This is a genomic window from Nocardia sp. NPDC059154, from assembly GCF_042755705.1.
Classification (GTDB): Bacteria; Actinomycetota; Actinomycetes; order Mycobacteriales; family Mycobacteriaceae; genus Nocardia.
The window spans coordinates 58,868-84,724 of record NZ_JBHZCS010000015.1 but is presented as its reverse complement, the minus strand read 5'-3'; the positions used below and the strand labels follow the sequence as shown (position 1 = coordinate 84,724).

At 66.5% G+C, this 25,857-nt stretch carries 26 protein-coding genes; 8 read left to right on the top strand and 18 right to left on the bottom strand.

What is annotated here, in order from left to right; translation table 11 throughout:
* On the top strand, positions 1-393 hold a 393-nt coding region (locus tag ACFXN1_RS15730; protein ID WP_379463605.1), incomplete at its 5' end, for an enoyl-CoA hydratase-related protein.
* 3 nt (positions 394-396) lie between these two features.
* On the opposite strand, the gene ACFXN1_RS15725 is transcribed toward ACFXN1_RS15730, so the two are convergent.
* Positions 397-1,029, bottom strand: coding sequence for a TetR/AcrR family transcriptional regulator (locus tag ACFXN1_RS15725; RefSeq protein WP_379463604.1), 633 nt, complete (start codon positions 1,027-1,029; stop codon positions 397-399).
* 130 nt (positions 1,030-1,159) lie between these two features.
* On the opposite strand from ACFXN1_RS15725, the gene ACFXN1_RS15720 reads away from it, so the two are divergent.
* The gene (locus tag ACFXN1_RS15720; protein ID WP_379443395.1) at positions 1,160-2,194 is read left to right on the top strand and encodes an MBL fold metallo-hydrolase; all 1,035 of its coding nucleotides are present in this window, start codon (positions 1,160-1,162) and stop codon (positions 2,192-2,194) included.
* Here the strand turns inward: ACFXN1_RS15720 and ACFXN1_RS15715 are convergent.
* The 4 genes from ACFXN1_RS15715 to ACFXN1_RS15700 all read right to left on the bottom strand — a co-directional run bounded on the left by ACFXN1_RS15715 (position 2,176) and on the right by ACFXN1_RS15700 (position 6,853).
* Positions 2,176-3,498: a phytoene desaturase family protein gene (locus ACFXN1_RS15715; RefSeq protein ID WP_379443397.1), complete on the bottom strand. Its 1,323-nt coding sequence runs from the start codon at positions 3,496-3,498 to the stop codon at positions 2,176-2,178. The two genes, ACFXN1_RS15720 and ACFXN1_RS15715, sit on opposite strands and share 19 nt — an antisense overlap.
* Before the next feature lie 26 nt (positions 3,499-3,524).
* Positions 3,525-4,685, bottom strand: coding sequence for an acyl-CoA dehydrogenase family protein (locus ACFXN1_RS15710; RefSeq protein ID WP_379443398.1), 1,161 nt, complete (start codon positions 4,683-4,685; stop codon positions 3,525-3,527).
* 3 nt (positions 4,686-4,688) lie between these two features.
* Positions 4,689-5,888: an enoyl-CoA hydratase-related protein gene (locus ACFXN1_RS15705; protein ID WP_379443400.1), complete on the bottom strand. Its 1,200-nt coding sequence runs from the start codon at positions 5,886-5,888 to the stop codon at positions 4,689-4,691.
* Between the two features lie 125 nt (positions 5,889-6,013).
* Positions 6,014-6,853 carry an alpha/beta fold hydrolase gene (locus tag ACFXN1_RS15700; protein ID WP_379443402.1) on the bottom strand — a complete coding sequence of 280 codons (840 nt, stop codon included), beginning with the start codon at positions 6,851-6,853 and terminating at the stop codon, positions 6,014-6,016.
* Between the two features lie 157 nt (positions 6,854-7,010).
* On the opposite strand from ACFXN1_RS15700, the gene ACFXN1_RS15695 reads away from it, so the two are divergent.
* On the top strand, positions 7,011-7,724 hold the full coding sequence (locus tag ACFXN1_RS15695) for a TetR/AcrR family transcriptional regulator (RefSeq protein ID WP_379443403.1): 714 nt from the start codon (positions 7,011-7,013) through the stop codon (positions 7,722-7,724).
* A 26-nt stretch (positions 7,725-7,750) separates the two neighbouring features.
* Here ACFXN1_RS15695 and ACFXN1_RS15690 read toward each other — a convergent pair whose 3' ends face one another.
* The gene (locus ACFXN1_RS15690) at positions 7,751-7,942 is read right to left on the bottom strand and encodes a ferredoxin (protein ID WP_379443405.1); all 192 of its coding nucleotides are present in this window, start codon (positions 7,940-7,942) and stop codon (positions 7,751-7,753) included.
* A 150-nt stretch (positions 7,943-8,092) separates the two neighbouring features.
* On the opposite strand from ACFXN1_RS15690, the gene ACFXN1_RS15685 reads away from it, so the two are divergent.
* From ACFXN1_RS15685 to ACFXN1_RS15670, 4 genes are all read left to right on the top strand, one after another.
* Complete coding sequence (locus tag ACFXN1_RS15685) at positions 8,093-8,890, top strand: SDR family NAD(P)-dependent oxidoreductase (protein WP_379443415.1); 798 nt, start codon at positions 8,093-8,095, stop codon at positions 8,888-8,890.
* On the top strand, positions 8,887-9,519 hold the full coding sequence (locus ACFXN1_RS15680; protein ID WP_379443407.1) for a TetR/AcrR family transcriptional regulator: 633 nt from the start codon (positions 8,887-8,889) through the stop codon (positions 9,517-9,519). Before ACFXN1_RS15685 ends, ACFXN1_RS15680 begins: the two co-directional genes overlap by 4 nt.
* Before the next feature lie 82 nt (positions 9,520-9,601).
* Positions 9,602-10,753 (top strand): acetyl-CoA C-acetyltransferase, encoded by a 1,152-nt coding sequence (locus ACFXN1_RS15675; RefSeq protein ID WP_379443409.1) that lies wholly within the window; start codon positions 9,602-9,604, stop codon positions 10,751-10,753.
* A 3-nt stretch (positions 10,754-10,756) separates the two neighbouring features.
* Positions 10,757-11,905, top strand: coding sequence for an acyl-CoA dehydrogenase family protein (locus ACFXN1_RS15670; RefSeq protein ID WP_379443411.1), 1,149 nt, complete (start codon positions 10,757-10,759; stop codon positions 11,903-11,905).
* 543 nt (positions 11,906-12,448) lie between these two features.
* Here the strand turns inward: ACFXN1_RS15670 and ACFXN1_RS15665 are convergent.
* From ACFXN1_RS15665 to ACFXN1_RS15650, 4 genes are read right to left on the bottom strand one after another with little or no spacing between them, the layout of a single operon-like run.
* Entirely contained in the window at positions 12,449-13,840 is a 1,392-nt protein-coding gene (locus ACFXN1_RS15665; protein WP_379463603.1) for an aldehyde dehydrogenase family protein, read from the bottom strand.
* Positions 13,841-13,871: 31 nt separating this feature from the next.
* Positions 13,872-15,137: a cytochrome P450 gene (locus ACFXN1_RS15660; protein ID WP_379439412.1), complete on the bottom strand. Its 1,266-nt coding sequence runs from the start codon at positions 15,135-15,137 to the stop codon at positions 13,872-13,874.
* A gap of 33 nt (positions 15,138-15,170) precedes the next feature.
* On the bottom strand, positions 15,171-16,718 hold the full coding sequence (locus ACFXN1_RS15655) for an acyl-CoA synthetase (protein ID WP_379439411.1): 1,548 nt from the start codon (positions 16,716-16,718) through the stop codon (positions 15,171-15,173).
* A gap of 42 nt (positions 16,719-16,760) precedes the next feature.
* Positions 16,761-17,165, bottom strand: a complete 405-nt coding sequence (locus ACFXN1_RS15650) for an SCP2 sterol-binding domain-containing protein (RefSeq protein WP_379439410.1) — start codon at positions 17,163-17,165, stop codon at positions 16,761-16,763.
* A gap of 215 nt (positions 17,166-17,380) precedes the next feature.
* Here ACFXN1_RS15650 and ACFXN1_RS15645 point away from each other — a divergent pair, with 215 nt between their 5' ends.
* Positions 17,381-17,938 (top strand): TetR/AcrR family transcriptional regulator, encoded by a 558-nt coding sequence (locus ACFXN1_RS15645; RefSeq protein ID WP_379399072.1) that lies wholly within the window; start codon positions 17,381-17,383, stop codon positions 17,936-17,938.
* Positions 17,939-17,966: 28 nt separating this feature from the next.
* Here ACFXN1_RS15645 and ACFXN1_RS15640 read toward each other — a convergent pair whose 3' ends face one another.
* From ACFXN1_RS15640 to ACFXN1_RS15605, 8 genes are all read right to left on the bottom strand, one after another.
* The gene (locus ACFXN1_RS15640) at positions 17,967-18,950 is read right to left on the bottom strand and encodes a spirocyclase AveC family protein (RefSeq protein ID WP_379439409.1); all 984 of its coding nucleotides are present in this window, start codon (positions 18,948-18,950) and stop codon (positions 17,967-17,969) included.
* A 32-nt stretch (positions 18,951-18,982) separates the two neighbouring features.
* Entirely contained in the window at positions 18,983-19,675 is a 693-nt protein-coding gene (locus ACFXN1_RS15635) for a hypothetical protein (protein WP_379439408.1), read from the bottom strand.
* 62 nt (positions 19,676-19,737) lie between these two features.
* The gene (locus tag ACFXN1_RS15630) at positions 19,738-20,697 is read right to left on the bottom strand and encodes an MlaD family protein (RefSeq protein WP_379439407.1); all 960 of its coding nucleotides are present in this window, start codon (positions 20,695-20,697) and stop codon (positions 19,738-19,740) included.
* On the bottom strand, positions 20,694-21,713 hold the full coding sequence (locus ACFXN1_RS15625; RefSeq protein WP_379439406.1) for an MlaD family protein: 1,020 nt from the start codon (positions 21,711-21,713) through the stop codon (positions 20,694-20,696). Before ACFXN1_RS15625 ends, ACFXN1_RS15630 begins: the two co-directional genes overlap by 4 nt.
* A complete protein-coding gene (locus tag ACFXN1_RS15620; protein WP_379439405.1) occupies positions 21,714-22,739 on the bottom strand; it encodes an MlaD family protein in 1,026 nt (341 codons plus the stop codon).
* A gap of 1 nt (position 22,740) precedes the next feature.
* Positions 22,741-23,763, bottom strand: a complete 1,023-nt coding sequence (locus tag ACFXN1_RS15615; RefSeq protein ID WP_379439404.1) for an MlaD family protein — start codon at positions 23,761-23,763, stop codon at positions 22,741-22,743.
* Positions 23,748-24,761 (bottom strand): MlaD family protein, encoded by a 1,014-nt coding sequence (locus ACFXN1_RS15610; protein WP_379439403.1) that lies wholly within the window; start codon positions 24,759-24,761, stop codon positions 23,748-23,750. Before ACFXN1_RS15610 ends, ACFXN1_RS15615 begins: the two co-directional genes overlap by 16 nt.
* A complete protein-coding gene (locus ACFXN1_RS15605; protein ID WP_379439402.1) occupies positions 24,758-25,855 on the bottom strand; it encodes an Mce family protein in 1,098 nt (365 codons plus the stop codon). Before ACFXN1_RS15605 ends, ACFXN1_RS15610 begins: the two co-directional genes overlap by 4 nt.
* Between the last annotated feature and the right edge of the window lie 2 nt (positions 25,856-25,857).

The window sequence follows — 25,857 nt, the reverse complement described above, 5'->3', positions numbered from 1 at the left end:
CTGCTCCCGTTCACGGATCTGGGTCTCATGCCCGACGGCGGCGCGACCGCGCTGCTCCAGGCCGCCGTCGGCCGCGCCCGAGCCGTCCGGCTCGCACTGCTCGCCGAGCGCCTACCGGCGGCGACGGCTCACGACTGGGGATTGATCTCCTTCGTCGCCGCCGAGACCGATTTCGAGGACAAGGTCGCCGACATCGTGGCGAAACTGGCGTCGGGACCGTCCGCCGCGTACACGCACCTCAAACGCGCCCTCGATGCGGGCGCGCTGGCCGGGTTCGAACAGGCCCTCGAAACCGAACGGGCCGGACAGGAGATCCTTTCCGGCACAGCCGATTTCGCGGAGGGTGTGGACGCGTTCCGGCAGCGGCGCAAGCCGAGTTTCAGCGGCCAGTAGCGCCTACCAGAGCGCGCCCGCGAGCAGGTTGACGAACTGGTCCACCACCGATTCGAGCTGCTCGTGGCTGCCGACGAATCCCGCGTAAATGCTCATCCCCCACATCACGGCGATCAGCATTTCGGTGATGGCCTGCAGGTCCGCATCCGCGCGGACCGTACCGTCCGCCACCGCGTCCTCGAGCGACGCCATGATGAATGAGCGGAGATCGTCGAGTTGTCCCAGCGCCCGGTCCCGGAACTCGGGGTTCCGGAACGAATCGAACAGCGACGCGGTGATGAAGCGCGCGTGCGTCCGGTCCTCCGAGTCGATCTGCACGGCGGCCCGGAGAAAGGCCGAAAGGCGTTCGATCAGACCGCCTTCCAGCTCGGCTTCGCCGAGCCCCACCGCCACGACGCTGTCCCGTGTCGATTCGAACAGCGTCTGATACAGCTCATCCTTGCTGTGGAAGTAGTGGTTCACATTGGTGCGCGTGACATCGGCCCGCTCGGCGATGTCCTTGAAGGTCGCGCTCTCGAAACCGACCTCACTGAACACTTCACGTGCCGCCTGCAGAATGCGTTCCCGGGTATCCGAACCACTCGACCCGGACGGGCGGCCTCGCCCCCTGCGTTGTGCGCGCGCCACCTCGACCACGATTTCCTGCCACCTCGCATCCTGTACGCACACCGATGCCGGCCAGTTTACCGAGGCCGAAATGGACCAGGCCCGGGCTCGCCGCAGGACGAGCTGCCCATGATGGTTTAACTTATATTAAAATAACCATGTGCCCGATATCGTCGAACAACCCGAAGACTGGATCGAGCCGGGGCCGCACCTGGTGGCGCACGGCGTGCACCGGATCCCGCTGCCACTCCCCCTCGACGGGTTGGCGGCGGTAAACGCCTATCTCCTGGAGGGCGAGAGCGGCCTGATCCTCATCGATCCCGGCTGGGCGGGCCCGACGACCGAGCAGGCCGTCACCGCCGCTCTGCGGGTGTTGGGCTTCCGGCTCGACGATGTGGCCGTGTGTCTGGCCACCCATCACCACTGGGACCACTACACGCAGGCGTACGCCTGGCGGTCGACCATCGGCAGCACGTTGTTCGTCGGCGCGCAGGAGCGGCACAGCATCGCGGATTTCGATGCCACGAGCAGCCGGTTCCCGAATCATTCGACGCTCCTCATGCGCTGCGGCGCACCGAATCTCGCACGGCGGCTGTCCACTCGTTCGGCTCCGGCGCACGAAGTCGGCGTCCCTTTCGGCGCTCCCGACGGCTGGCTCGAGCACGGTGATCGGATAGCGCTCGCCCACGGCGCATTGGAAGTGGTGGCGACCCCCGGGCACACCCGCGGTCACGTCGTTTTTCATCACCGGGAGCTGAACGTGCTGTTTTCCGGCGATCACGTCCTGCCGAGTATCACGCCGTCCATCGGGTTCGAATTGGCTCCCGAGCCGCAGCCGCTGCGTTCGTTCCTGGCGTCGCTGCGGCTGGTCCGGGACCGTCCGGACGCCGCACTGCTCCCCTCACACGGCCCGGTCACCTCGAGCACCCATAGCCGAATCGATGCTCTGCTCGAACACCACAGAGACCGCCTCGATCAGGTGTCCGAGGAGGTCGCGGCAGGCCACGCCACCGCGTACGAGGTGGCGCGCGCCCTGCGGTGGACCCGCCGGTCCCGGCACTTGGACGATCTTCCGCTCGATCACCAGCTGTCGGCGATCACCGAGATCGACGCCCACCTGGACGTTCTCACTCACCTGGGAAGACTGGCCCACGACGATGCCGGGCCGGCACGCCGCTATTCCATCGCCGGTTGAACGGGAAAGCGATCGGCAATCTGGCGCACCACGAGCTCGGCCGTCTCGGCGCACGCCGTGGTGCCGCCATTGGCATACTCCTTGACCGCGTCGCCGACATTCCACAGGTTCGCGATCGGAGTAGTGTTCGGCAGATCGAAGCCGGCGACGGCGCGCTGGGGTGGCCAGCCGTCCCGGGTGATCACGGTCGACAGGATGCGCGCATCGTCGAATCCCGGAATCTGTTCGCGCAGATCCTGCATCAGCAACGAGACCTCGGCGACCTCGTCGAACGAGCCAACGGCGGGCTTCGGCACGGAGGTTCCGACGTAGAGATGCCACCCGGCGGGCGCCATCTCCGGGCAGGTCTCGGTGAAGTTCGCGATGTAGCAGAGCCGTCGGGTGCTCGCGAAGCTCAACATGCCCGGCGCGGTGATCAGCGGGGTCCGGTTGGCGAAATTCACGGTGACCATGGCACAGGGCCGGTCACCACGACGGACCAGCTCGCGATAATCCTCGGGAAAGTGTTCCGCGCCAACCAATTCCACCGTCGCGGCCGGACCGATATCGCTCACCGCGAAGGCCGCGCCGATCTCGATCCGTTCGCCGGTCTCCCGCTCGATGACCGCACCGGCGATCGCCCCATCCTGGACGCGCAGCGATCGGACCTCACTCGACAGCCAGATCTCGCCACCCCCGGCGACGATCGTGTCGGCCAGCGATCGCCAGATGCCGATGGTGCCGTCGGGACAGAAGCCGAACTTCTTGAAAGCGCTCTTGCGCGTGAAGTAGGTGAGGAACACCCGCGCCGGGAGTTCCTCCGATCCGACCGCGAACACCGATCCGCACATATTCCGGAAGATGCCGTGCACCGCTTCGTTATTGGTGTACTTCGCCACCCACTGCGCGGTCGAGAGTTCTTCCTCCGGCAATCCATCGTCCTTGCGAGCGGCGCCGATGCCCTTCGCCAGCTGCGCGCCGCGCCGCGTGAGCTTGGACAGCAGGAACCCCCACCCACCGCTGGTCACGTCCACGTCCTTCCCGCCGATCCGATAGAGGATCGGCGGATTCGGTTGCCGGACATCGAATTTCGCGCCGACTTCCTCGAACGTGCGCTGGGTGACGCCGTCCACCTCGATGACGATGGCCCCGTTGTTGACCTTGAAGCCGTCGAGGTCGTGGGTCGACGCGCGCCCGCCCACCCGGTCCAGCCGCTCCACCACCAGGGTGCGGTAGCCCAGATGGGTGAGCCGGGCCGCGGCGCACAGCCCGGCGGCACCGGCCCCGACGACCAGCGCATCGAAACGATGAGTGCGATCGACCATCATCAGTCCTTTCCCTCCGCGCCGTCTCAATACGACTGCGGTAAACCGAGGCTCGTGTGAGCCACGAAATTGAGCACCATCTCGCGGCTCACCGGCGCGGTGCGCATCAGCCGCGTGATGAACCAGAGGTCGGTGAGCCCGTACTCCAGCGACAACCCGTTTCCGCCATGGGTTTGAATCGCCTGATCCAACGCCTTCAGGCCCGCTTCCGCGGCGGCGAATTTCGCGATGTTCGCCGCATCCGCGGCAGGCCGCCCGCTGTCGAACAGTTCGGCCGCGCGTGCAGTGGCCAGCCGGGCCAGCTCGACCGCGATATAGGACTCGGCCAAGGGGTGTGCGATGCCCTGGTGTGCGCCGATCGGCGTGGACCACACCGTGCGCACCGAAGCGTAGGCCCGGGCCTTGTCCAGCGCGTACCGGCCGACGCCATTGCAGATCGCCGCCGCCAGAATCCGTTCCGGATTCAGTCCGGAGAACACCTGCCGCAGCCCGTTGCCCGCCGTGCCGATCAGCGCGTCGGGACCGACTCGCACGTCATCCAGAAACACGGTGAACTGCTTGTCCGGGGAAACCAGTGCCGTCGGCAATGGCTGCAGGGTCACCCCCGGCGCATCGGTCGGCACAACCAGTAGCGAAAGTGGTTGCCTGCCATCGGATACCGGAGTGCCATCGCGAACCACCAACAGCATGGCGTCGCAGTCGTCCACGGCCGAGATGAAATACTTACCGCCGGATACGATCCAGCCGCCGCCATCCTTGCGCGCCGTGGTGCGCACATTGTGACTGTTGGACCCCGCGTCGGGCTCGGTGAGCGCGAAGGCCATCTTCCGGGTGCCCGCCGCGATTCCAGGCAACCAGGCTCGTTTCATCCGGTCGGACCCGTGCGCCGCCAGGATCGACCCGCAAATGGCCGGAGAGATGACCGAGATCAGCAGCGGCAGGCCGTGTGCCGCAAGCTCTTCGACGACAATATTGAGCTCGGAAAGCCCGGCCCCGCCGCCTCCGTACTCCTCCGGTAGGTGAACGCCGAGCAACCCGGCGGCACCGAGTTCCGCCCACAATTCGCCGATGCCGCCACCATTGCGCGAGCGTTCGGCGTAATACGAAGGCCCGTACTTCGCGGCGATCTTGCCGACGCTTTCCCGAAGCAGCCGATGCTCGTCGCTGTCGATCAGGAGTCCATTCATCCTTCAGTTCCCCTCGAATTTCGGTGCGGTCTTGTTCACGAAGCCATGGACGGCGCGGGCGGTGTCGGTGGTGCGCGCGGTGCGGGACAACGCATCGATCTCCGCGGTCAGCTGCTCGGGCAGCGACGTCGACCAGGAATCCCGCAGCAGCCGCCGGACTTCCCCGAACGCGCGGGTGGGTCCGTCCGCCAGTGCCCGCGCTACCTCCAGGGCCCGGCCCTCGAGCGCCTCGGGCGGCACGACTTCCGACACCAGACCCCAGTCCAGTGCTTCGTCGGCGGTCAATACCCGATTCCGGAAGTAGAGTTCGGTAGCGCGGCGCATGCCGACCAGGCGGGGCAGGAACCATGAATTCCCGCCGTCCCCGGACAATCCCAGCGCCGCGAAGCCGGTGGCGAATTTCGTTCCGGCAGCGGCGAGCGCGATATCGGCGCTGTACAGCAATCCCAGTCCGCCACCCGCGACCGCACCGTGCACCGCCGCCACGACCGGCACCTCGAGGGCGTTCAACAGACGCAGGGACTCGTGATACGGAGTGACCATGCGGCGCAGCAGATCCGGCAGCTCCGCCGGGTCCGTGGCGGCGAACAGCTCGATGTCACCGCCGACGGTGAAGGCCGGGCCCGCCCCGCTGATCAGCACCGCGCGGATATCGTCGCGGTCGGCGCAGCGCTGGGCGACCTCGCAGAGCTCCTCCGCCAGCGCGAGATCGATCGCATTGCGATGGCCGGGACGATCCAGCGTGATCCGCGCGACGGCGGCCTCGACGGTGAGCCGCACGCTGCCGAGTTCGCGATGGACCGGCTCGCCGAGAGCCGCCCGCCATCGGGCACTGTCGGTCATTTGGACCAGGCCGATGATTCGATCGCCGGAAAACGACAAGATGTGCACGAATTCGGCGTCCAGTACGCCACCGCCGACGCGGGCTGTGCCCGTGTAGCGGCCCGTCACCATGAGCCGGCCGCCGTCGAGTGCGGTGAAGCCGGCGGGTTCGGCTCTGGCGGCGAAGTGTTGAGCGATCTTGCCCCAGAAGGCTTTTCGCATCGCTTTCGGGCCGTGGTAGACGCCGCCGAGCCCCAACGGCAACCCGGCTGTCGTCCGGCCCTCGAAGTCCGGGTGCAACAGCCGGTCCAGGCCCGCACGGTCGCCTTCGGCCAAACACTGGTACAGCTCGACGGCTCGATCCACTGCGTCCTGGTTCACCGATGCATCACTCCTCTGTGTCGCATAATCTAACGTAAAGTAGATATTGGCAACACGTCAACAGGTGCCCGGAAACTCTCCGAGTGGGCCCCGGCCCGCCGCGAGAGCGACAGCCGGGCAACGCATTACGCCGAGCGAGCCGCCACGCCGGTCGAGCGGATGAAGTCGCGGATCTCCCCCGCCACCAGATCCGCGGCCTCGAGCATCGGCACATGTCCGACCCCGGGCAACGTCTTGGTCGCGACGGCGGGCAGTTCGCGGACGATGTGGCGGCCGTAGTGCTCGGGCGGAATGACCCGATCCCGCTCGCAGAACAACACCGCCGCCGGGACCCGGGTGCGCTGGAGCGCCGCCGCCGCGGTCGCCGACTCCGAATCATTGGCTACCGTGTCGAAACAGCCGCAATGCGAGGGCGCCTCGATCGCAGCCGCCATCAGATCCGGCGAGACCCGATCGGGCCGGTCCACCAACGGCCGCATCAGCGCTCGCCGCGCAACATTCGGGACCAGCGGATGGCGGGCGAACCTAGCCGCTGGCGCGACCCGGGAGAACCCGAGGAATTTGCGCCGCACCAGCGCCGCGGCGCGACTGTCCGGGTGCCAGAGACCGGCCGGCGCGATCGCCGTGACGGACCGGCCGCGACCGCGCGCGGCGAGCTCGAGGGCCAGCCAGCCCCCCAGCGAATTCCCCGCCAGATGCGCGTCCCGCCATCCGATGTCGTCCATCAGCTCTTCCAGGAAGTCGGCGAATCCGGCGACCGTGCACGGCTGTTGCGAACCCGGTCCGCCCCAATGCCCCGGCAGCGTCGGCGCGAGCACCTCGAATTCCGTGGCGAGCTCGTCGATGACGCTCCCCCACGCCTGCCAGTTCAGGGCGAATCCGTGGATGAGCAGGAGAGGTTCCCCCGAACCGGCCCGATACACGCTGGGCGGGGCTTCCGATGAACGCTTCGTTGCGTCGCGCATAGACAATTCCTGGAGCTACGGGCCAGTCGTCCTCGCCGACAGGCCGACACTCCATCGTATAATATAGATTCAAAATAGGTGCAAAGTTCGACCGGGCAGCAGTCAAGATCGGCGAGCCAACTGATTTTCCGCAGCACGGCTGCCATATAGTTGAACGGTGGCTAGAAAATCACGGGCGGAGTCGACACCGGAAGATACGCAGGCAGCCGAGTCGAAGGCCGCCAAGACACGTCGGCGCATCCTCGACGCGGCAGCGCATGTCCTGAGCGTGAAGGGCTACTCCGGAACCCGGCTCAGCGATGTCGCCGAGTACGCCGAGATCCAGGCGCCCGCGATCTACTACTACTTCCCGTCCCGGGAGGACCTCATCGAAGAGGTCATGTGGAGCGGCATCGCCGAGATGGTCAAGCATCTCCAGTCGGTGCTGGACGAGGTGCCCAGCGATGTGTCTCCGCTGGATCGGATCATGATCGCGATCGACGCGCACCTGCGGCACGAACTCGACCTGTCCGACTACGCGACGGCCTCCATTCGCAACACGGGGCAGATTCCCGAGCACGTGCGCGCCCGCCAGCTCGCCGAGGAGGCCAACTACGGTGCGATCTGGCGCAAGCTGATCAAGGATGCCGCTGCCGAAGGGCAGGTGCGCGGCGATCTGGATCTGCATGTCACCCAGATGCTCATCATGGGTTCGCTGAACTGGGCCGCTGAATGGTGGACGCCGCGCCGAGGATCACTCGAGACCGTGATCCGGACGGCACAGTCGTTGATTCGCAATGGAATCGCCACCCCGGACTCGGTCGAGGAGACCCCGCCGCCGCGGCGCAGGCGCGCGCCGCGGAAGGCCGTGGCCCGGGCCGACACCGCATAGCCTGTGCCGCCACCGCGTAGCGCGGGTCAGCGTTCGATGCGCAACGCCTCGGTCGGGCATCCCTGAATCGCCTCTTCGACGGCCTTGAGTTCGTCGTCGGCGATGTCCTCCTTCAGCAGCACCAGGTCTCCGCTGTCATCGACCTCGAAGAAGGCCGGCGCGAGCGATTCACAGATGCCCAGGCCCGTGCACTTGCTGCGGTCCACGACCACCTTCATTACTGCCTCCTCCGGCTGGATTCGATCCGGGTGTGCGGGTGCGGTCCGTACCGCCGCCCGCCGCGCTCCCGGATGCTATCTTTTGAATCGAAGATAAATTAGATTCCCGATCCGGTCAACCGGCGGGAACCCGAGATGGAGGACGTGAACATGGACCTCGGACTCTCCGGCGCGCGTGTGCTCGTTACGGGCGGCGGATCGAACATCGGTCGCGGTATCGTCCACGGTTTCGCCAGCGAAGGCAGCCGCATCGTCATCGCCGATATCGACGGCGAGCAGGCGGAGAAGGTTCGCCTGGAGGCACTCGAATTGGGCGCCGCGGCAGCGGAAGTCGTCGCGGACGACCTCACCTCCCCCGCGGCCGCCGGCCGCGCCGTGCGCGCGGCGGTCGACGCCTGGGGCGGCTTGGACGCACTGGTCAACAATGCCGGGTGGAGCAGGCCCGGATTCCTGACCGAGGATACCGATCCGGCCCTGTGGCAGCGCACGGTGGAGGTCAATCTGTTCACCGCGATCGCCGCCACCCAGGCCGCCCTGGCCCCGATGATCGAGGCCCGTCGCGGCTCGATCGTCTTCATCGCCAGCGATGCTGCGTTCGGCCAGATCCGCCAGGGCATCTACGGCGCGACCAAGGCCGCCATGATCGCACTGGCCCGGACCACCGCGAAGGAGCAGGGACGCAACGGAATTCGCTCGAACATCGTCTGCCCCGGCCTGGTGATACCCGAGGGGCCCGAGGCGGTGGGCCAGGACAGCCTCTGGGCGGTGGGCAATGACGCTGTCTTCAATCAGAAGCAGATCGACTTCCTGCTCAAGGACATTCCGCTGCGCCGCCTGACGACGGCCGCCGACGTGGCCAATTCGGTGCTGTGGCTGTCCTCGGAGCACGCGGCCCGCCAGGTCACCGGACAGCTGTTCTCCGTGAGCGGCGGGTACACGATGCCATGACCGCCGACCGGTACTCCCCCGCCCCGATGAACGCAACGAGGGATCGCATTCTCGGCGCGGCCGCCTACGTGTTGAGCCGGCGCGGCGTAGCGGGCACGCGCCTCGCCGATATCGCCGCGCACGCGCAACTCCGCACTCCGGCTGTCTACTACTACTTCCGGTCCCGCGACGACCTGATCGAAGAGGTGATGCGCGAGGGCCAGCAGCGGGTGCGGCGGCATGTGGAACAGGCGATCGCCGCTCAGCCGCCGGACATTCCGGCCCTCGCCCTGCTCGACGCCGCGGTCGAGGCCCACCTGCGCATCGAGTTGGACATGTCGGATTTCGCGTCGGCGGTAACCCGCAACGCCGGGCAGCTACCGCCCGCGATGCGCGATTCCCTGCGCCAGGAGAGCGCCGCCTACCACGCCCTGTGGCGCGGCCTGCTGGAGCGGCTCGGCGACGCCGGAGCGCTGCGACCAGGGCTCGATATCGGGATCGCCCGGATGCTCGTGATCGGCGCGCTCAACTGGACCGCCGAATGGTGGAATCCGGAACAGGATTCGCTCGAGCACCTGGTCGCCACCGCGCAATCGATCGTGCGCCACAGCCTGTCTCCATCCGGAGGCACTCGATCCCGGATCGCGTGACCCGGGTCGTCCGGAGCGCATTGCACGCTGTACAAATTTGAGTCTATATTAAATTAATTCGTTCGACCATCAGGAGACACTCATGCCCGAGGCGTACATCATCGATGCCGTTCGCACCGCGGTTGGCAAACGTGGCGGCGGCTTCGCCCGGTCGCATCCGGCCGATATGGCGGCCCATGTGATCAAGACCGTGGTGGGCCGCAACGACTTCGACCCGGCCGATATCGACGACGTGATTCTCGGCTGCCTCGACAACATCGGTTCTCAGGCCGGCGACATCGCCCGGACCGCCGCGCTGGCCGCCGGTCTGCCCGAGTCGGTTCCGGGTGTCACGATCGACCGCCAGTGCGGTTCCGCCCAGCAGGCCGTGCATTTCGCGGCGCAGGCGGTGATGAGCGGCACCAGTGATCTCATCGTCGCCGGTGGCGTGCAGAAGATGAGCCAGTACCCCATCCTGTGCGCCTTCCAGGCGGGCGAGCCGTTCGGCTCGTCGGATCCGTGGACCGGCTGCGAGGGCTGGGAGGCCCGCTACGGCACGCAGGAGATCTCGCAGTTCCGCGGTGCGGAAATGATCGCGGAGCACTGGAATCTGAGCCGCGAGGCCAATGAGGAGTTCGCCCTCGAAAGCCATCACCGCGCGCTGCGCGCGATCGACGCAGGCTACTTCACCCGCGAAATCACCGAATTCGCAGGCGTTTCCGTCGATGAGGGCCCGCGGCGCGACACCTCCCTGCAGAAGCTGGCTCAGCTGAAGACGCTGCGCGAGGGCGGTCGGCTGACCGCGGGTGTGGCGAGCCAGATCTCCGACGGCTCGGCCGCGCTGCTGATCGCCTCCGAAGCCGCCGTGGAGCGTTACGGCTTCACGCCACGTGCGCGCATCCACCACATGTCGGTGCGCGGCGCGGATCCGGTGATGCTGCTCAGCGCGCCCATCCCCGCCACCCAGCACGCCCTGAAGCGAGCCGGCATGAGCATCGACGACATCGACGCCGTGGAGATCAACGAGGCGTTCGCGCCGGTCGTGCTCGCCTGGCTCGCGGAGATCGGCGCCGACCCGGCCAAGGTCAACCCGAACGGCGGCGCCATCGCGCTCGGCCATCCGATCGGCTGCACCGGCGCCCGTCTCATGACCTCGCTGCTGCACGAACTCGAGCGCACCGGCGGCCGCTACGGCCTGCAGACCATGTGCGAGGGCGGCGGCCAGGCCAACGTCACCATTATCGAAAGGCTCTGACCCATGCGTCGCACCCTGTACGAAGCCGACCACGAGGCATACCGCGAGACGGTCCGCACCTTCCTCGAACGCGAGGTCGTGCCCTACAAGGAGAAGTGGGACGAGGAGCGCTGGATCGACCGTGAGGTCTTCAAAAAGGCGGCCGCGGCGGGGCTATACGCCCTCGAGATCCCCGAAGCCTATGGCGGTTCCGATGTGCACGACTATCGCTTCCGCATGGTGGTCTGCGAGGAGGTCTCGCGCATCAACGCGTTGTCCTTCGGCGTGACCGTCAGCCTGCAGGACGACCTGGTTCTGCACTATCTGCTCGACCTGACCAACGATGAGCAGAAGCAGCGCTGGCTGCCCGGGTACGCCTCCGGCGACACCATCGGCGCGCTTGCCATGACCGAGCCGGGCGCGGGCAGCGATCTGCGTGGTATCCGCACCAGCGCGGTGCGTGATGGCGACCACTGGATCATCAACGGGCAGAAGACCTTCATCTCCAGCGGCATCATGGCCGATCTGGTCGTGCTGGCCGCGCGCACCGATCCCGATGCCGGTTCGCGCGGGTTCAGCCTGTTCGTCGTCGAGCGGGATACGCCCGGTTTCGAGCGGGGCCGCAAGCTGGACAAGATCGGCCTGCCCGGACAGGACACCGCGGAGCTGTTCTTCGACAATGCCCGGGTGCCGCACGCGAATCTGCTCGGCGAAGAAGGCAAGGGCCTGCAGTATCTGATGAGCCACCTGCCGCGGGAACGCCTCGGCGTCACCGCCAAGGCGATGGCGACCACGCGGGCGATCCTCGACCTCACCATCGAGTACTGCAAGCAGCGCCGGGCCTTCGACAAGCCGATCGCCGAATTCCAGCATGTCCGTTTCGAACTCGCGGAGATGCAGACCGAGGTCGAGATCGCGGAGACCTATGTGGATCGGTCCGTGCTCGCCTACAACGCGGGCGAACTCGATCCGATCGACGCGGCCAAGGGCAAGTGGTATCTCAGCGAACTCCAGAAGCGCGTGGTCGACCGCTGCCTGCAATTGCACGGCGGCTACGGCTATATGACCGAGTACCCGGTCGCCAAGGCATACATCGACACCCGGGTGCAGACCATCTACGGCGGTACCACCGAGATCATGAAGGACCTGATCGGCCGGGCCATCGTCCGCTGATCTTCGGAAGGCTCTCGCGCACAACGGAGGAGACCGCCTGAGACGAAGGCCCCGAACCCGCACCGGGTTCGGGGCCTTCGTCTTGCGCTGCGAGCCATCGTGTTCCGAGGTGCGGATTCGCAGGGTGTGTTGTCTCGTTGCGCGGACGGACAGAACGAGCGTCGGTGGACGACACGTGCCCCGGGACCAGTCGTTGGTGGCTCGTAGGTCCCGGGGCACGCAGACCCTGGCCGCGAGTGGGGGTAAGTAACTCGGGGCCAGGGGGTCGCCGTCGTGGCCCGGCGGTGTCCGGACCGCGGGCCACGACGTGTTCGGTCTCCGGGAACGGCAGATGATTGCGAGAGGACGTCGTTCCTGGAGCCGATAACCTTGCCGCGCTGTCACCCACCGGCGGCAAGGAGTCGAGCGGCCGAGACGGCCGCGTGTTGTGAAATGGTGCGCCCCGGGCTCCGTGAACGGTGGTTCCACGGGGCGGGTGGAGCCCGGGGCGCGCCGGCCTTGCCGTCGAAGGTTGGGTTTCGCGGCAAGGGGTATTCGGCGGGGTCAGAAGATCTTTCGCATGACCTTCAGGGCCCACGCGGCGTAGGGCGGGTAGGTGAACTTCGGGTCCGGCTGGAAGGTCTTGCGCAGCACCGATTTCCGATGACTGAGCGCCTCGAATCCCCAGCGGCCGTGGTAGGCGCCGATACCACTGGCCCCGACGCCGCCGAAAGGCAGCTGCGGCACCAGGAAGTGCATGGCGATGTGGTTGATCACCGCACCGCCGGACGGGATTTCGTCGACGAGCCGGCGCTGCACCGGGCCGGACTTGCTGAAGAAGTACGCCGCCAGGGGTTTCGGCCGCGAGTTCACGAATTCGATGGCATCGTCCAGCGTTTCGTACGACAACACCGGAAGGATCGGACCGAAGATCTCCTCCTGCATCACCGGCTCGTCGGGATGCGGATCGACCACGACGGTCGGCTCGATCGACAGCGACGAACGAGTCGCCCGGCCGCCGAGTGCGATCGTGCCCTGAGTCTTGTCCAGGTAGCCCGCCAGGCGGTCGAACTGCCGTTCGTTGACGATCCGGCGGCCGTCGGGCCCGCCGTCCCGCTCGAAGTCGGCGACGGTCGCAATGATCTTGTCCACCAGGCGATCCCGGATCCGGTGATCGGCCAGGACGTAGTCCGGCGCGATGCAGGTCTGCCCCGAGTTCATGAACTTCACCCAGGCAACACGACGGGCGACCACGTCGAGATCGGCGTCGTGGGCCACGACCACGGGGCTCTTGCCGCCGAGTTCCAGCGTGACCGGGGTCAGCGTCGGGGCGGCACCGGCCATGATCTTCTTGCCCACCTCGGTGCCGCCGGTGAAGATCGCGTGATCGAACCCCTGCGCCAGCAGTTCCTGAGTCACGGCGGCATCGCCCTCGACCACGGAAACCGCTTCGGGATCGAAGTACTCCGGCACCAGCCGGGCCAGCAGCGCCGAGGTGGCCGGGGCCAGCTCCGAGGGCTTGATCACCGCACAGTTGCCCGCGGCGAGGGCGGCGATCAGCGGACCCAGGGTCAGCACGACCGGGTAGTTCCACGGGCCGATGATGAGAACCACACCCAGCGGCTCATATTGGACCCAGGCCGATCCTGGGTATTGGATCAGCGGCAGCGGCTGACGCTGCCGGCGCATCCAACTACCTAGATGCTTGACCGCGTACACGGCCTCGCCGCGGGTCGACGCGATATCGCCGAACCAGGCTTCTGCGCGGCTGCGTCCGAGATCGCTGTGCAGCGCTTCGGCGAGCTGCTCCTCGCGTTCGTCGAGCAGCCGGATCAGGCCTTTCAGTTGTGTGACACGCCATTCCCGGTCTCGGGTTCGGCCGGTGGCGTAGGTACGCCGGGCCCGGTCCATGACCGCGGGGACGTCCGCCGCTGTCGCAGTGGCAGGTGTGGACATATCGTCACCTCTTTGTTCCGATATCGGTCGTTCAGCCCAGGGTCGCGGGCAGGTGCTTCACCGAGCGCACGAAATTGCCGACCATGTACGAGGGTTCGCCGAACTGCAGGTTCGGCGCGCGGTGCAGCAGCTGCTCGAAGATCTCGCGCAGCTGGATCTTCGCGACGAAGTTGCCCATGCAGTAGTGCGGGCCGCCGCCGCCGAATCCGACGTGGGGGTTCGGCGACCGCGTGACGTCGAACAGGTGCGGATCGGTGAACACCGTCTCGTCACGATTGCCGGAAGAGAAGATCGTGGCGACCCACTCTCCCTTCTTGATCTCCTGGCCGGCGAGGACGGTGTCCTGGGTCGCGGTGCGGCGGAAAGTCATTACCGGGGTGACCCAGCGGACGAATTCCTCCATGGCAGTGCCGATCCGGCCCTCGAAGTCCTCGGTCAGCAGCGCCTTCTGCTCGGGGAAGTCGTGCAGCGCCTTGGCCGCCAGCGAGATGGTGTTGCGGGTGGTGTCATTGCCGGCTACCGACAGCAGCACGAAGAACGAGGCGATCTCCTCATCGGTCAGCTTCACACCGTCGACTTCGGCCTCGACGAGGTTGGTCATGAGATCGGCCTGCGGGTTGCGACGGCGTTCCTCGGCCAGATCCATACCCATCATGAGCAGGCCGACGAGCGAATCGTTGAGCGCCTCGACGGGGGCCCGGCCACCGGTGACCTCCTCGTCGGCCCAGGCCACCATGGAGTCGGCCATGCGCGCGCCTTCCTCACGCAATGACGCCGGCAGCCCGACCATTTCGTAGATGGTCCACATCGGCAGGCGCTTGGACACCTGCTCCACGAAGTCGAATTCACCGGTCCCGATCCGCAGCAGGTCGTCGACGATGACGCCTGCCTGCTTCTTGATCTGGTCATGGATCTTCGCGACCTGCTTGGGGGTGAACGCGGAGCTGATGAGCTTGCGCAGGGCCGGGTGCCGCGGCGCGTCCATCGCGAGGAACGAGGAGGCGGCCTCGAGGATGTCCGCGGGCACCTCTTCGAGCTGAATGCCCAGGCCCGAGCAGAAGATATCGGGCTTCTTGCTCACCTCGGTGATCAGCCGGTGACTCGTCACCGCCCAGACACCCTCGTTCTCCGGCGGCATGAGCGCGCCCTCGATGGGCGGGTGCCAGCTGATCGGGCGTTCGGCGCGCAGCACGCGGAACGTGTCGTCGCGCTCGTCCGCGGTCTTCGACCAGAAGGCCAGCGGGGAGATGCTCAGCGGATCGTAGGCCCGGGTGGGCGGTGTGATTGCCGTGGTCATGTCAGCACTTCCTCTGAAATCGGTTGAGCATCTTCAGCTCTGGGCGGACGATGCGGAGCTGTACAGCTTTTCCAGCTCGCGCTTGACGAGCTTGCCGGTGGCCGTGCGGGGCAGGGATTCGACGAAATCCACACTCTTGGGCGCCTTGTAGTGCGCGACGCGGTCGCGGGCGTAGTCGATGATCTCCTCGGCCATGTCGTCGCTGCGGGCGACGCCGGGGTGCAGTTGCACGACCGCCTTCACCTGCTGGCCCATCACCGGATCGGGCACCCCGATGACAGCGACGTCGAAGATCGCGGGGTGCATGGTGAGCACGTTCTCGACTTCCTGCGGGTAGATGTTCACCCCGCCGGAAATGATCACGAACGACTTGCGGTCGGTCAGGAAGAGATACCCGTCCTCGTCGACATAGCCGAGATCCCCGACGGCGGTCCAGTTGGGGTGCTCGGGATGCTGTGCGGCAGCAGTCTTCTCGGCGTCTTTGTGGTATTCGAAGGGCAACGTTTCGCGCTCGAAGTAGACCGCGCCGACCTCACCGGCCGGCAGCTCCGTGCCGTCCTCGTCGCAGACGTGCACCGGCCCGAGGATGCTGCGCCCCACCGAACCCGGCTTCTTCTCCCATTCGGCCGCGCTGATGACGGCGAGACCGTTGCCTTCGGTGGAGCCGTAGTACTCGGCGACGATCGGCCCCCACCAGTCGATCATCGCGCGCTTGACCTCGGGCGGGCACGGCGCCGCCGCGTGCACCGCGAGTCGCAGGCTCGACAGGTCGTATGCCGAACGGGTTTCGGCGGGCAGTTGCAGCAGCCGCACGAACATGGTCGGCACCACCTGGGTGACAGTCGCGCGGTACTGCTCGATGGCACGCAGGAATTCCTCGGCGCCGAACTTCTCCATCACCACCACGGTGCCGCCGTAGGCCTGCACGACGCCGCACCAGCGCAGCGGGGCGGCGTGGTAGATGGGCGCGGGCGAGAGATAGACGTCGGATGCGTTGATGCCGAACAGCTTTCCCAGCGCCATGGTCAGCGGATCGCCGGGCTGGTCGACCGTCAACTCGGGCAGCGGCGGCTTGATGCCTTTCGGCCGGCCGGTGGTTCCGGACGAATACAGCATGTCTGCACCACGCGGCTGTTCGGAGAGCCGCTCGCCCGCCGCGGCCAGCGCGTCCTCGTAGGAGTGGTAGCCCGCGACCGGGCCGCCGAAGGCGAACCAGTGCTCGACCTCCGGTGCCGATTCCCGCACGGCGAGCGCGAGGTCGGCGATCCCGGCGGAAGCGATTACTGCCTTCGCATCGCTGTCGTCGACGATGTACGCCACCTCCGGAGCGGTCAGGTGCCGGTTGATCGTTGTGATGTACAGGCCGGATCGCAATGCGGCCCAATAGATTTCGAAACACTCCGGCGAATTGTCGGACAACATCGCCAGGACGTCGCCCGGACGGAGGCCGAGGTCGTGCAGGACCCGGGCCAGCCGGGCCGAATTCTCGTCCAGCTCACGGTAGGTGATCGTCCGGCCCGTGCCGGCCATGACCACGGCGGGTTTGTCCGGGGTCGAAAGGGCGTGTACGCCTGGGAACATGGTGCGATACCTCTTCGCTCGATTAGTCGCGCTGTGCCTGCGTCAGACCAGCAGGTCCGCGCGCCCGTCCCGGTGGAGGCTGTCGAGGTAGACCGGGTACAGCTTGCTGCCGAGCGGAGCGAGCTTGAGCATGCTCGCCACATTGCCCCCGACCTTGATCTTGCCGCGCGCCATGGCGAACGGCAGGTTCACCTTGCCCTGCCAGTAGGCATTGCCGATCTCGGCCGTCATCCGCATCGTGGCCGTCGAGCGGGCGAAGTGGTCCGCCCCCGACTCCACCCGCTTCGCGGGTGCGTCGACGACGAGGTACGCCTCCGGATCGGAGAACTCGAATCCGAGCACCACTCCGGTTGCTGCCAGCTTCGGGCCGATCTCCGGGTCCGCGAAGGCGGCCTCGAAGATTCCCCCGATGTACTTGCGCACCTCGTCCGCGTCCTTGAAGGCCATCTCGATTCCTCTCCGGGACTACGTGCGCCCCAGTTCTCAGAATATAACTTTGATTAAATTCCTGTCGGCGATTGAGTGGTGCCCACCCGACCGTTTGATTCGGACCCGATTTCGACGGACCCTCCGACTGCGCCGCCACTGGTGTGGCGCGCCCCACATGCGATGGGAGTATCGTAAGCATAAGTCGACTTACGCACAAGTACCGATGGAGACTGATGGCCGTCAAGCAGGACTACTTCGATGCCGCCTTCGAGCTGCTGTCCGAGGAGGGCTACAGCGCGCTGAAACAGGCGCCGCTGTGCCGCCGACTCGGCGTGACCACCGGGTCGTTCTATCACTACTTCGAGAACTGGCACGATTTCACGTCGCAGTTCCTCGATCACTGGCTCACCGAGAGCACGACGCAATTGGTGACCATGGCGCAGCAGCGCGGCGATGCGGTCGACCAGCTCGAGGCCCTGCTGCAATTCACCCTCGCCCTCCCCCATCGGGCCGAGGCCGCGATCCGGGTCTGGAGCCGGGCCGACCCCAAGGTGCGCGCCGTCCAGGACACCGCCGACGCGCTGCGCACCCAGGTGGTGCTGGAGGCGGTCCGGGCCGTGTTCGACGACGAGGAAGAGGCGCTCAACCATGCGCGGTGGGGCATCTACCTGCTCGTCGGCTATCAGCAACTCGATACCGGTGAGGACACGAGCCCACTGGAATGGGTGTTGCGCAGGCTGCTGCGGGACGTCGTCGAACGACGAGCGGACTCCCCCGCGCAGGCAGGGTAGCCGTGGCGGCCGGAATCGCACCGGCCGCTCAGCCCGCGCGCATGTACGACGGCAGATCGACAACGGAGTCACCGGCCAGCCCTACCCAGTTTGTCGGCAGGTGGTAGATCAGAATCGTTGCGACCGAACAGAATCCGAGGACGGCCAGGGTTCGGATCGGTCCCTGCCACCGCGCCGGCCAGCGCTCGAAGCCGCGCTCGACCGGTGACAGCCCCTCGGGATGCTCCTGGGCCGCCATGCGCATCCACGTGTACAGACAGCCCAGGGTCGCCACGAAAATGGCTTCGGTGAGCGGGAATTGGTGGATCTGCCCGGGCCAGAGGGTGAGCACGCGGAAGGTCCGCACGTACGCGTACGCGTGTGTGGCCCGCATGATCACGACCTCGACGACCAGATCGAAGAGGAATTCACCGAGCCAGACCAGACCGAACAGCGTCACGTTGCTCATGGCCGGGAACCGCGCGCGCAGCTTGTTCGCGTAGACGCAGGCGACGATCGCGACCCCGGCGCAGAAGTACACGTACATCGGCGGCCCCCACAGCAGCGCCTCCGCGTACCGTCCGGACACCGCCGGGTCGTGCAGCGGCATGAACGGCGACCAGCTGCCGAGGTTGACGCTGTGGGCGTTCCAGGCGAAGACGTAGGCGCGCAGGTTGAGCACCACATCCGCCGCGAACGCCACCAGCCCGCCCAGCACGAATTTGCCGTCCAGGCTCAGCTTTCCGGTGGCGCGCCACGGTTTGACGACGCAGAACCACAGGAAGCCGGCCAGCACCGCGGTGCTGGCGACCTCCAGCACCCGGATGCCCACCAGCCGCCACGGCTCCAGTTCATCCGGGCCGAGCACCGGGGCGGGCGCGAACTGGCTGTCCGAAAGCATCCAGCGCACATACGCTTGCGCGCTGATGATCAGCCAGACCGCACCCGCCAGGGCCCACACGGTGACAGCGCCTTTACGGCGGTCGTCGGTCGGTGCCGCCGTCGTGGCGACGACGATGTCAGGGTTTGTCATGTAGCTCTCCGAACGAGAGGGTGCCCGGTGGGTCATTTCGGTTGCTGCGGCGTCTGCGGGGACGAACCCTTGGGCGCGAGAGCGGAATCGATGCCACCGATGTCGGTGATCACCCAGTTGTTCCGGCTGTCGATGGTCAGCTGGTAGGTGGCCGTCGACTGGATTCCGTCGGGCGCTTGATTGTTCTTCGTCAGCACGCTGACGAAGCAATCGATCGAGTACACGCCGTTCGACTCCGACAGCGCCTTGGCGGCGACCGGCTTGGCGGTCGAAACCCATTGCAGCGGTGAGATGATCTGCTCCATCGAGGACGCGGCCTGGGTCAGCCGGTTCGACAGTTCGGGGCTGGTGCCCTTGGTCAGCCGCGAGCGCCAGGCCGCCAGATCATGGAAGTCCATATCGGCGGCCGCCGTCGCATAGTCGAGCGCGACCTGTTCGGCATGGGCGCGCTGCGAGTCGGCGGCACGCATGCTGTCGACGTCACTCGATTTCGCGTGCACCTGCCAGCCGAGGACGCCGGTCGTGACAACCAGTGCCGCAAGCACTCCGCCTGTCACGAGCGTCTTGAGAGTGACAGTGGATTCGCCCGCCAGCCGGCCGCGGCGGACCGCCGCGCCGAGGTGCGAGCGTCCGGCATCGCTCTTCGCGGTGGTCGCGTCGGTCCGCGCTGCGGCGGAGTCCTCGTCGTGAAGGGTGTCGTCCAGCACTGCTGATTTCTTGCTCATGTTCGTGTTCTTTCGTGAAATATCTTGTCGGCGTGGGCTTTCGGTCGGCATGCGGCGCGGTATCACCTCCCCGGGATCTGGACGTGGATGGCCAACGCGTCGCCCGAGGCGGTCGCGGCGAGGGCGTTGTCGAGGACCTGCCCCAGGTTCACCGTCCGCATCGCGGCGGCCCCGGCCCGGACTCCGGGCAGCAGGTCGACACCGAGTACCTGCAGATCCCCGGCGGACTTGTCGAGGAAGCCCTGCAGATCGTCGAGGAACGGGCTGGCGCCGTATTTGATGCCGTCGCGCAGCGGCCCGAAGTCGACCGCGAAGTGCATGCCTTCGATCACGTCGGTGAGACCTTGTGCGAACCCGACCATGTCGGGTGCGGCGCCCGCGAGATCGCCCGGTACCGAATCGCTCTGCAGCAGCAGCGGTTGCATGGCCTTCAGCAGGGTGGTGAGATTCCCGGACTGCTGGGTAATGGTGGACGCGAGCAGTTCACCGGCGTGGTTCAGATCGCCGAGGACCCGGCTGTCGTCCGGCAGAGCGACGTCCAGCATATGGAAGATGTCCTGAACCCGTTGTGGGTCAACCTGTTCCAGCAGCCGTGTGAGCCGCGCCGAGAGTTCCTTGAAGGTCGTGGGCACGACGATCTGCTTCGTGTCGATGGTGGCGTGATCGGCCAGGTAGGGCCCGGCGTCGCTGTCGGGCTGCACGGCGAGGTAGGTCTCGCCGAGCGCCGAGAGGTTGTCGATGCGGAAGCGGCTGCCGGCGGGAATGTGATACCCGTCGTCGTATTTCAACGCGACCTCGATGTGGTCGGCCGACGTGTCGACATCGGTGACGGTGCCGATCGCCACGCCGCGCAGCAGGACCCGGGACCCGGCCACCAGGCCATTGGTGTCCGATACGGCCATCATCGCGGTTTTCGTGTGTTCGAATGCGCCCGTTTGCAATCCGAGATGGTTCATGTACACGAACGAGGACGCGGCGATGACCGCCATGCCCAGCACGGATACTGCCGTCCGGTTGATCATTTCACGGCCCCCAGCATGCGCAGGACGTTCTCGACGTCGCCGATGAGCTGATCGCCTTGCGGCGCTTCGACCGAGCGGATGTTCACCGATGGATGCTGGACGAACGGCAGCAGCGTCGCGCGCAGGAAGGTGGAGAGCTTGTCCGTGGTCGCCGGTCCGTCGTCCCACAGTGCGCGCAGCGTTCCGCCCGCGCTCGCCAGGGAGTCGAGCATGGGCACCATCCACAGGCCGCCTTCGAAGATGCTGCCGATGGACGGCAGCACCAGGCTGACGTAGGAGACGATGCTGACGGCCCATCGCCGCCAGAAGTACGTTCCGGAATGGGTGCTGTCGTCGGTGAACATGGTGGACAGCAGCGACGATTTGCCATCGATCGCGACGGCCGTGGCGTCGAATCCGTTGAGCATCCGGTCGATCTCGCCGGTGTGCTGGGACAGGTCGCGCAGATCGGTCGACACCACCGTGGCCAGCTGTCGCACATCCTGCATCGCGGGCATCACCGAATTGATGCGGCCCATCGCGTCTTCGACCTTCTGGATGCTGCCGCCGTTGACGAAGTAGGCGAGCACCGCCATGGTGTCCTCCAGTTGCGGCGGTGAGGTCGTCCGGCTCGCGGGAACGGTGCCGCCCGGATCGAGGAATCCGGTAGCGGGGTGGTTCGGGTCCTGATCCAGTGCGATGTAGGTATCACCCAGCAGGGTGTTCTGCCGGATCACCGCCCGGATGTCCGCGGGCACCCGGGTACCGGATTTCAGCTCGGCGGTCACCGTTACCGCCTGTCCGGCGACATCCACCGCCTTGACCTCGCCGACCTGCAGGCCGTTCATCATGACGTCGGCGCCGGCGGGCAGATTCATCACACTGCCGAATTGCAGGGTGATGTTGTATCCGTTGTCGACGCCGCCGCGCACCGACGGCAGATCGTTGGGCCCCAGTGAGCACGATGTCGTCACGAGGACCGTGCCGCACAAGAAGATCGCGCCGAGCCCTGCCCTGAGCCTCGTCGAATGATTCATCTACTTGCCTTTCGCGAGAACCAGGTCCAGCAGTCCCGTCACCGGAACCGGTGCGCCCGAGCCGATGTCGACCGTCGGCGGCTGATAGCTCATGGTCAGACCGTCCGCACCCGACTGCTGCCGCAGCATCGCGGCCACCGGCGGGATCGACGACAGCAGGCTCGCAATGTCTTTCGACCGTGTCGCGGCCAGATGGATGACATCCGCCACCGGGCCCTTCATGAACGGCCAGAGCGTGTCACCGTAGTTGTGCTGGATGTCATTGAGCGTGGCGACCAGCCAGCCGACGTTGTAGGCGACCGAGGTGGGCCCGGACCACAGGTCGATGCCCGCCGCCAGCACCCCCGGCATCTGGTCCAGGATCGACCGCAGAGTCGCCCAGCGCTGCAAGGCCTCGTCGGTCAGCGGCGCCATATTCATGATGCTGGAACCGATATCGGAGATCAGCTGGTCCGGACTCTGCGCGGCGGAGGCGGCGTGCTGCAGCAGGGCGCGGGCGTTCTGATCGTTGCCGCGCATGGCGTCGTCGAAACCCGCGACCGCCGATTGGAAGCTCTGCTTGCCGTCGGCCGGCGCCATCGCATCGATGAAATCGGCAGCGGATCCCGCGATTTCGGAAATGCTCTTCGGAGTGAAGCTGTGCGACAGCGGAATACAGGAGCCGGAGGCGAGCTGCGCCCCGGATCCATGGTTTCCGACGAGTTCGAGACTACGATCGGCCAGCAGGGACTTCGACCTGGTCACCGCCTTCACATCGGCCGGGAGCCGGCGGTCGGAGGTCAGCGAGAAGGTGACCTCCACGTGGTCGCCCTTCGGCTCGATGCGGTCGATCCGCCCGATCCGGTAACCCATCTGGGTCACGGGGTTTCCGGCGTAGAGACCGACCGCGTCGGGCATAGCCGCGCAGAAGCCGGACCGGCTCTCCGGTGTGACTCGCGCGGCCACGGCATAGCCCCCGCCCGCGACGGCGGCGGTGACGCTCACGGCCGCGACCGTGATGATAAGTCGTTTGCGTTTCATGGTCATGTCAGCAGGTCCGTCCTGGAACAGGGACGCAGAGCGCCGCGGCCGAGATCGCTCCCCCGCTGACCGTGGCGAGGCCGTCGGGCCCCAGCCAGGCGACGAGCCGGTCCCGCAGGCCCTGCAACTGGTCGATCGCCGGGCCCATGTTCTGCTGGAAGCCCTCGATGGCGCTGCGGATGTTGGTGACCGCGGACAGCACTTCTTCCTTGTGGTTGAGGTAGAACTTCAGCAGCGGCTGGATCCGGTCCAGGGTGTCGCCGAGGAGGTGGTACGCCTCGTTGAAGCCGGCGTGCCAGGTGTTGTAGGTGCTGAGGACGATTTCGATCTGCCGGATCAGCTCGTAGACGAAATCCCTGCTGCCATTGAAGGTTTGCAGGTACTCCGCGGCGAGGTCGGTGATGGCGCGGACCTGTTCCCGCTGCTGGTCCAGCACGGTCGCGATGCTGTTCATGCCGGAGATCATCGAGCCGATGGATTCCGGATTGTGTTGCAGCGCTTGGGCGACCTGATCGATATTGGCATCGATGGTGCCGCCGTCGACCTTGTCGGTGACTTGGGGAGCGGCTTGCAGGACATCGCCGATCGAGTACGGCACCACGACCCGGTCGACCGGGATCACCGTATCGCCCAGCGCCGCAGTGCCGAGCGGGACCACGGTCACCGCGTAGCCCCCGACCGGGGTCAGCATCCGGACCTGGACCCGCGAGTCGGACCCGATGAAGGTGTCGGCGGAGACCTCGGCCTCCACCCGCACCGTGCTCGGCTGAATGGACACCTTGGTGACCTTGCCGACGGTGATGCCCGCGACGCGGACCTCTTCACCGGTGGACAGCGACGAGGCGTCGGTCGTCTCGAACGCGATCGTCTTGCGGTTCAGCGGGTGCAGGTACAGCACGCTTGTGGCCGCGAGGGCGACGACGGCGACGAGGACCACTACCGCGCCGAGCAACATCTCGTTGTGACCAATGCGGCGGACGATCGCCAGCGGGCCGGTGACGCCGGCCGAATTCCTCAGTGCGCGTTGCATACCACGACCTCGCTGTTGTTCAAGAGGACCCGCACCTCGGTCGGAAGGGTGGCGACGCCATTGGTGCACGCCATCGCACCCGGCTGCGCCGACAGCTGGGGTAGCTGCAGTCCGGCGAAGGCCATCGGCAGCAGCCGCAGGGCGTCGGCCGCGGCGGGCATCGACTGGAACGCCTGCATCAGCATCGTGTCGACGTCCAAGTCCTTGTTCAAACCGAGTTCGATGATCAACTGGTGCACCGGCGCCATGAACTGCGGCCCGAACGTGGCGGTCTTGCGGAACTCGTCCAGCACCGTCATGGCCTTGCCGATCGGAATGCTCAGCGACTGAACGAAATCCATCACCTGAGGCGACCTGCCGCCCATCGAATCCGAGATCCGGGAGAGGTTCGCGGCCAGGGTCGAGATGACCGCTTCGCGGTCGTGCGCCAGATCCGCGAGCTTCTGGACGCTGTCCAGCATCGGGGTCAGACCGCCGCCGTCTCCCTGCAGCAGTGAGATCGCGTTCTGGGTGAAGGTATTGATCTGATCGGTGCTCATGGTGCTGAGCACGGGCTGTAATCCGTTGAACAGCTGCGTGATATCGAACGACGGCCGCGTCATCGCGGTGCCCAGGTGATCGACCGGCTTGCCCGCTTGCTCGGGCGTCTCCAGGTCGACGTAGCGGACACCGGTGAGGTTCTGGTACTTGACGGCCAGCACTGTGTTGTCCGTGAGGCGGTACGGCTGCTCGAGCGAGAAGCCGACCTCGGCGATGCTGCTGCCATTGCGGCGGACCAGCTCGACCGACTGCACCTTGCCGATGCGCACGCCCTTGGTACGGACGTCGCCGTTCACGTGCAGACCCGACGCGTCGGTGAATTCCGCTGTGTAGCTGGTTGTTCTGCCGTCCACCGGGTTCTTGATGGCATTGATCACGATGACGAACAGCAGCACCGAGACCACCGCCGCGACACCGAGTTTCGCCAGGGTGACGAGAGTCTTGACCTTCGGGCTCATCGCGGCACCTCCGACTGCGGTGCCTGCGGTGCCTGCGGCAGGCCCGTCAGGGCGAGCGGCGCCGCCAGCATCGGCAGATTGTCCAGTACCAGACGGAGATTCAGGGTCTTGGCGCCGTCCGGACCGCTGAACACGCCGTTGTATCGGTCGACCAGTGTCGAGAGCTTCCCGAGCGCCGCACCGCCGTCCAGCAGCTGCGGCACCGTGTCGGTCAGCGCCTGGACCAGCTGCGTCACCGGGGTCAGTTCGGTCTGGTGCGAGGCGAGCAGGCGGCCCGCGGAGCCGAAGAGGTTGTTGGCGGCCAGGTACAGACCCTGGTCGGCCTGGTCCATCGCTTCGTCGTCGACGTGGAAGCTGCCGTCGGGCGCCTTGTTGAAGCTGATGTCGAACAGCGCCCACAGCGCGTCGACCGTCTGGCCGCTGAAGGCCGGGAGCACCGCGAGGATGTCGTTCGCCCGCCCGAGCAGCTCGCTCGGCATCGCCTGCTGTGTCTTGGCGGCGCGGTCGGCGACCACGATGCCGGTCTGGATCAGCGGGGTCAGTCCGTCGGTGTAGCGGATGACCTTGTCCAGGGTCGTGATCATGGACTCGGTCAGTGTGCCGTCGATCGCCAGCGAACCCTTTTCCAGCATCGTGGACATGGTGAAGTCACCGGCCGGCATGCGGTCGAGCACCCGATCCGCGACCAGGTTGCCACCGCCGGACTTGCTGACCAGGTTCACCGCGGTGATACCGAAGTAGTTCTCAGGCCGGAAGTCGACCTCGAACGAGTCGGTCAGTCCGTGGATCTGATCCGGTCTCAGCAGCAGGCTCATCCGCAGCGAGCCGCTGCGGGTCCGGTCGAGTCCGGAGACCTCGCCGACCTCGGCGCCGTGCAGAATCACCTTGGTGCCCTTGCCGACACCCGGGCCGACGTAGGGCACGTCGACACTCACCGGTAGTCCGTCGGGTTTCTCGTAGCGGGGGCGGACCCAGACGGCCGCGACGATCGCGATCGTCACCACCACGATCACCGCGGCGGCCGCGACGTTCACCACGCGCGCCTGCTGACTGTCCGTCCCCCGTAAGAAGTCCTGATTTCTCGTCTTCCCCATTG

Excerpts from the sequence above, each read along its gene's own strand:
- ACFXN1_RS15630 (WP_379439407.1), bottom strand. The coding sequence starts at position 20,697 with ATGATCAACCGGACGGCAGTATCCGTGCTGGGCATGGCGGTCATCGCC.
- ACFXN1_RS15620 (WP_379439405.1), bottom strand. The coding sequence starts at position 22,739 with ATGACCATGAAACGCAAACGACTTATCATCACGGTCGCGGCCGTGAGC.
- ACFXN1_RS15675 (WP_379443409.1), top strand. The coding sequence starts at position 9,602 with ATGCCCGAGGCGTACATCATCGATGCCGTTCGCACCGCGGTTGGCAAA.
- ACFXN1_RS15605 (WP_379439402.1), bottom strand. The coding sequence starts at position 25,855 with ATGGGGAAGACGAGAAATCAGGACTTCTTACGGGGGACGGACAGTCAG.
- ACFXN1_RS15625 (WP_379439406.1), bottom strand. The coding sequence starts at position 21,713 with ATGAATCATTCGACGAGGCTCAGGGCAGGGCTCGGCGCGATCTTCTTG.
- ACFXN1_RS15640 (WP_379439409.1), bottom strand. The coding sequence starts at position 18,950 with ATGACAAACCCTGACATCGTCGTCGCCACGACGGCGGCACCGACCGAC.
- ACFXN1_RS15655 (WP_379439411.1), bottom strand. The coding sequence starts at position 16,718 with ATGTTCCCAGGCGTACACGCCCTTTCGACCCCGGACAAACCCGCCGTG.
- ACFXN1_RS15650 (WP_379439410.1), bottom strand. The coding sequence starts at position 17,165 with ATGGCCTTCAAGGACGCGGACGAGGTGCGCAAGTACATCGGGGGAATC.
- ACFXN1_RS15670 (WP_379443411.1), top strand. The coding sequence starts at position 10,757 with ATGCGTCGCACCCTGTACGAAGCCGACCACGAGGCATACCGCGAGACG.
- ACFXN1_RS15710 (WP_379443398.1), bottom strand. The coding sequence starts at position 4,685 with ATGAATGGACTCCTGATCGACAGCGACGAGCATCGGCTGCTTCGGGAA.
- ACFXN1_RS15615 (WP_379439404.1), bottom strand. The coding sequence starts at position 23,763 with ATGCAACGCGCACTGAGGAATTCGGCCGGCGTCACCGGCCCGCTGGCG.
- ACFXN1_RS15685 (WP_379443415.1), top strand. The coding sequence starts at position 8,093 with ATGGACCTCGGACTCTCCGGCGCGCGTGTGCTCGTTACGGGCGGCGGA.
- ACFXN1_RS15700 (WP_379443402.1), bottom strand. The coding sequence starts at position 6,853 with ATGCGCGACGCAACGAAGCGTTCATCGGAAGCCCCGCCCAGCGTGTAT.
- ACFXN1_RS15660 (WP_379439412.1), bottom strand. The coding sequence starts at position 15,137 with ATGACCACGGCAATCACACCGCCCACCCGGGCCTACGATCCGCTGAGC.
- ACFXN1_RS15645 (WP_379399072.1), top strand. The coding sequence starts at position 17,381 with ATGGCCGTCAAGCAGGACTACTTCGATGCCGCCTTCGAGCTGCTGTCC.
- ACFXN1_RS15665 (WP_379463603.1), bottom strand. The coding sequence starts at position 13,840 with ATGTCCACACCTGCCACTGCGACAGCGGCGGACGTCCCCGCGGTCATG.
- ACFXN1_RS15680 (WP_379443407.1), top strand. The coding sequence starts at position 8,887 with ATGACCGCCGACCGGTACTCCCCCGCCCCGATGAACGCAACGAGGGAT.
- ACFXN1_RS15690 (WP_379443405.1), bottom strand. The coding sequence starts at position 7,942 with ATGAAGGTGGTCGTGGACCGCAGCAAGTGCACGGGCCTGGGCATCTGT.
- ACFXN1_RS15635 (WP_379439408.1), bottom strand. The coding sequence starts at position 19,675 with ATGAGCAAGAAATCAGCAGTGCTGGACGACACCCTTCACGACGAGGAC.
- ACFXN1_RS15715 (WP_379443397.1), bottom strand. The coding sequence starts at position 3,498 with ATGGTCGATCGCACTCATCGTTTCGATGCGCTGGTCGTCGGGGCCGGT.
- ACFXN1_RS15610 (WP_379439403.1), bottom strand. The coding sequence starts at position 24,761 with ATGAGCCCGAAGGTCAAGACTCTCGTCACCCTGGCGAAACTCGGTGTC.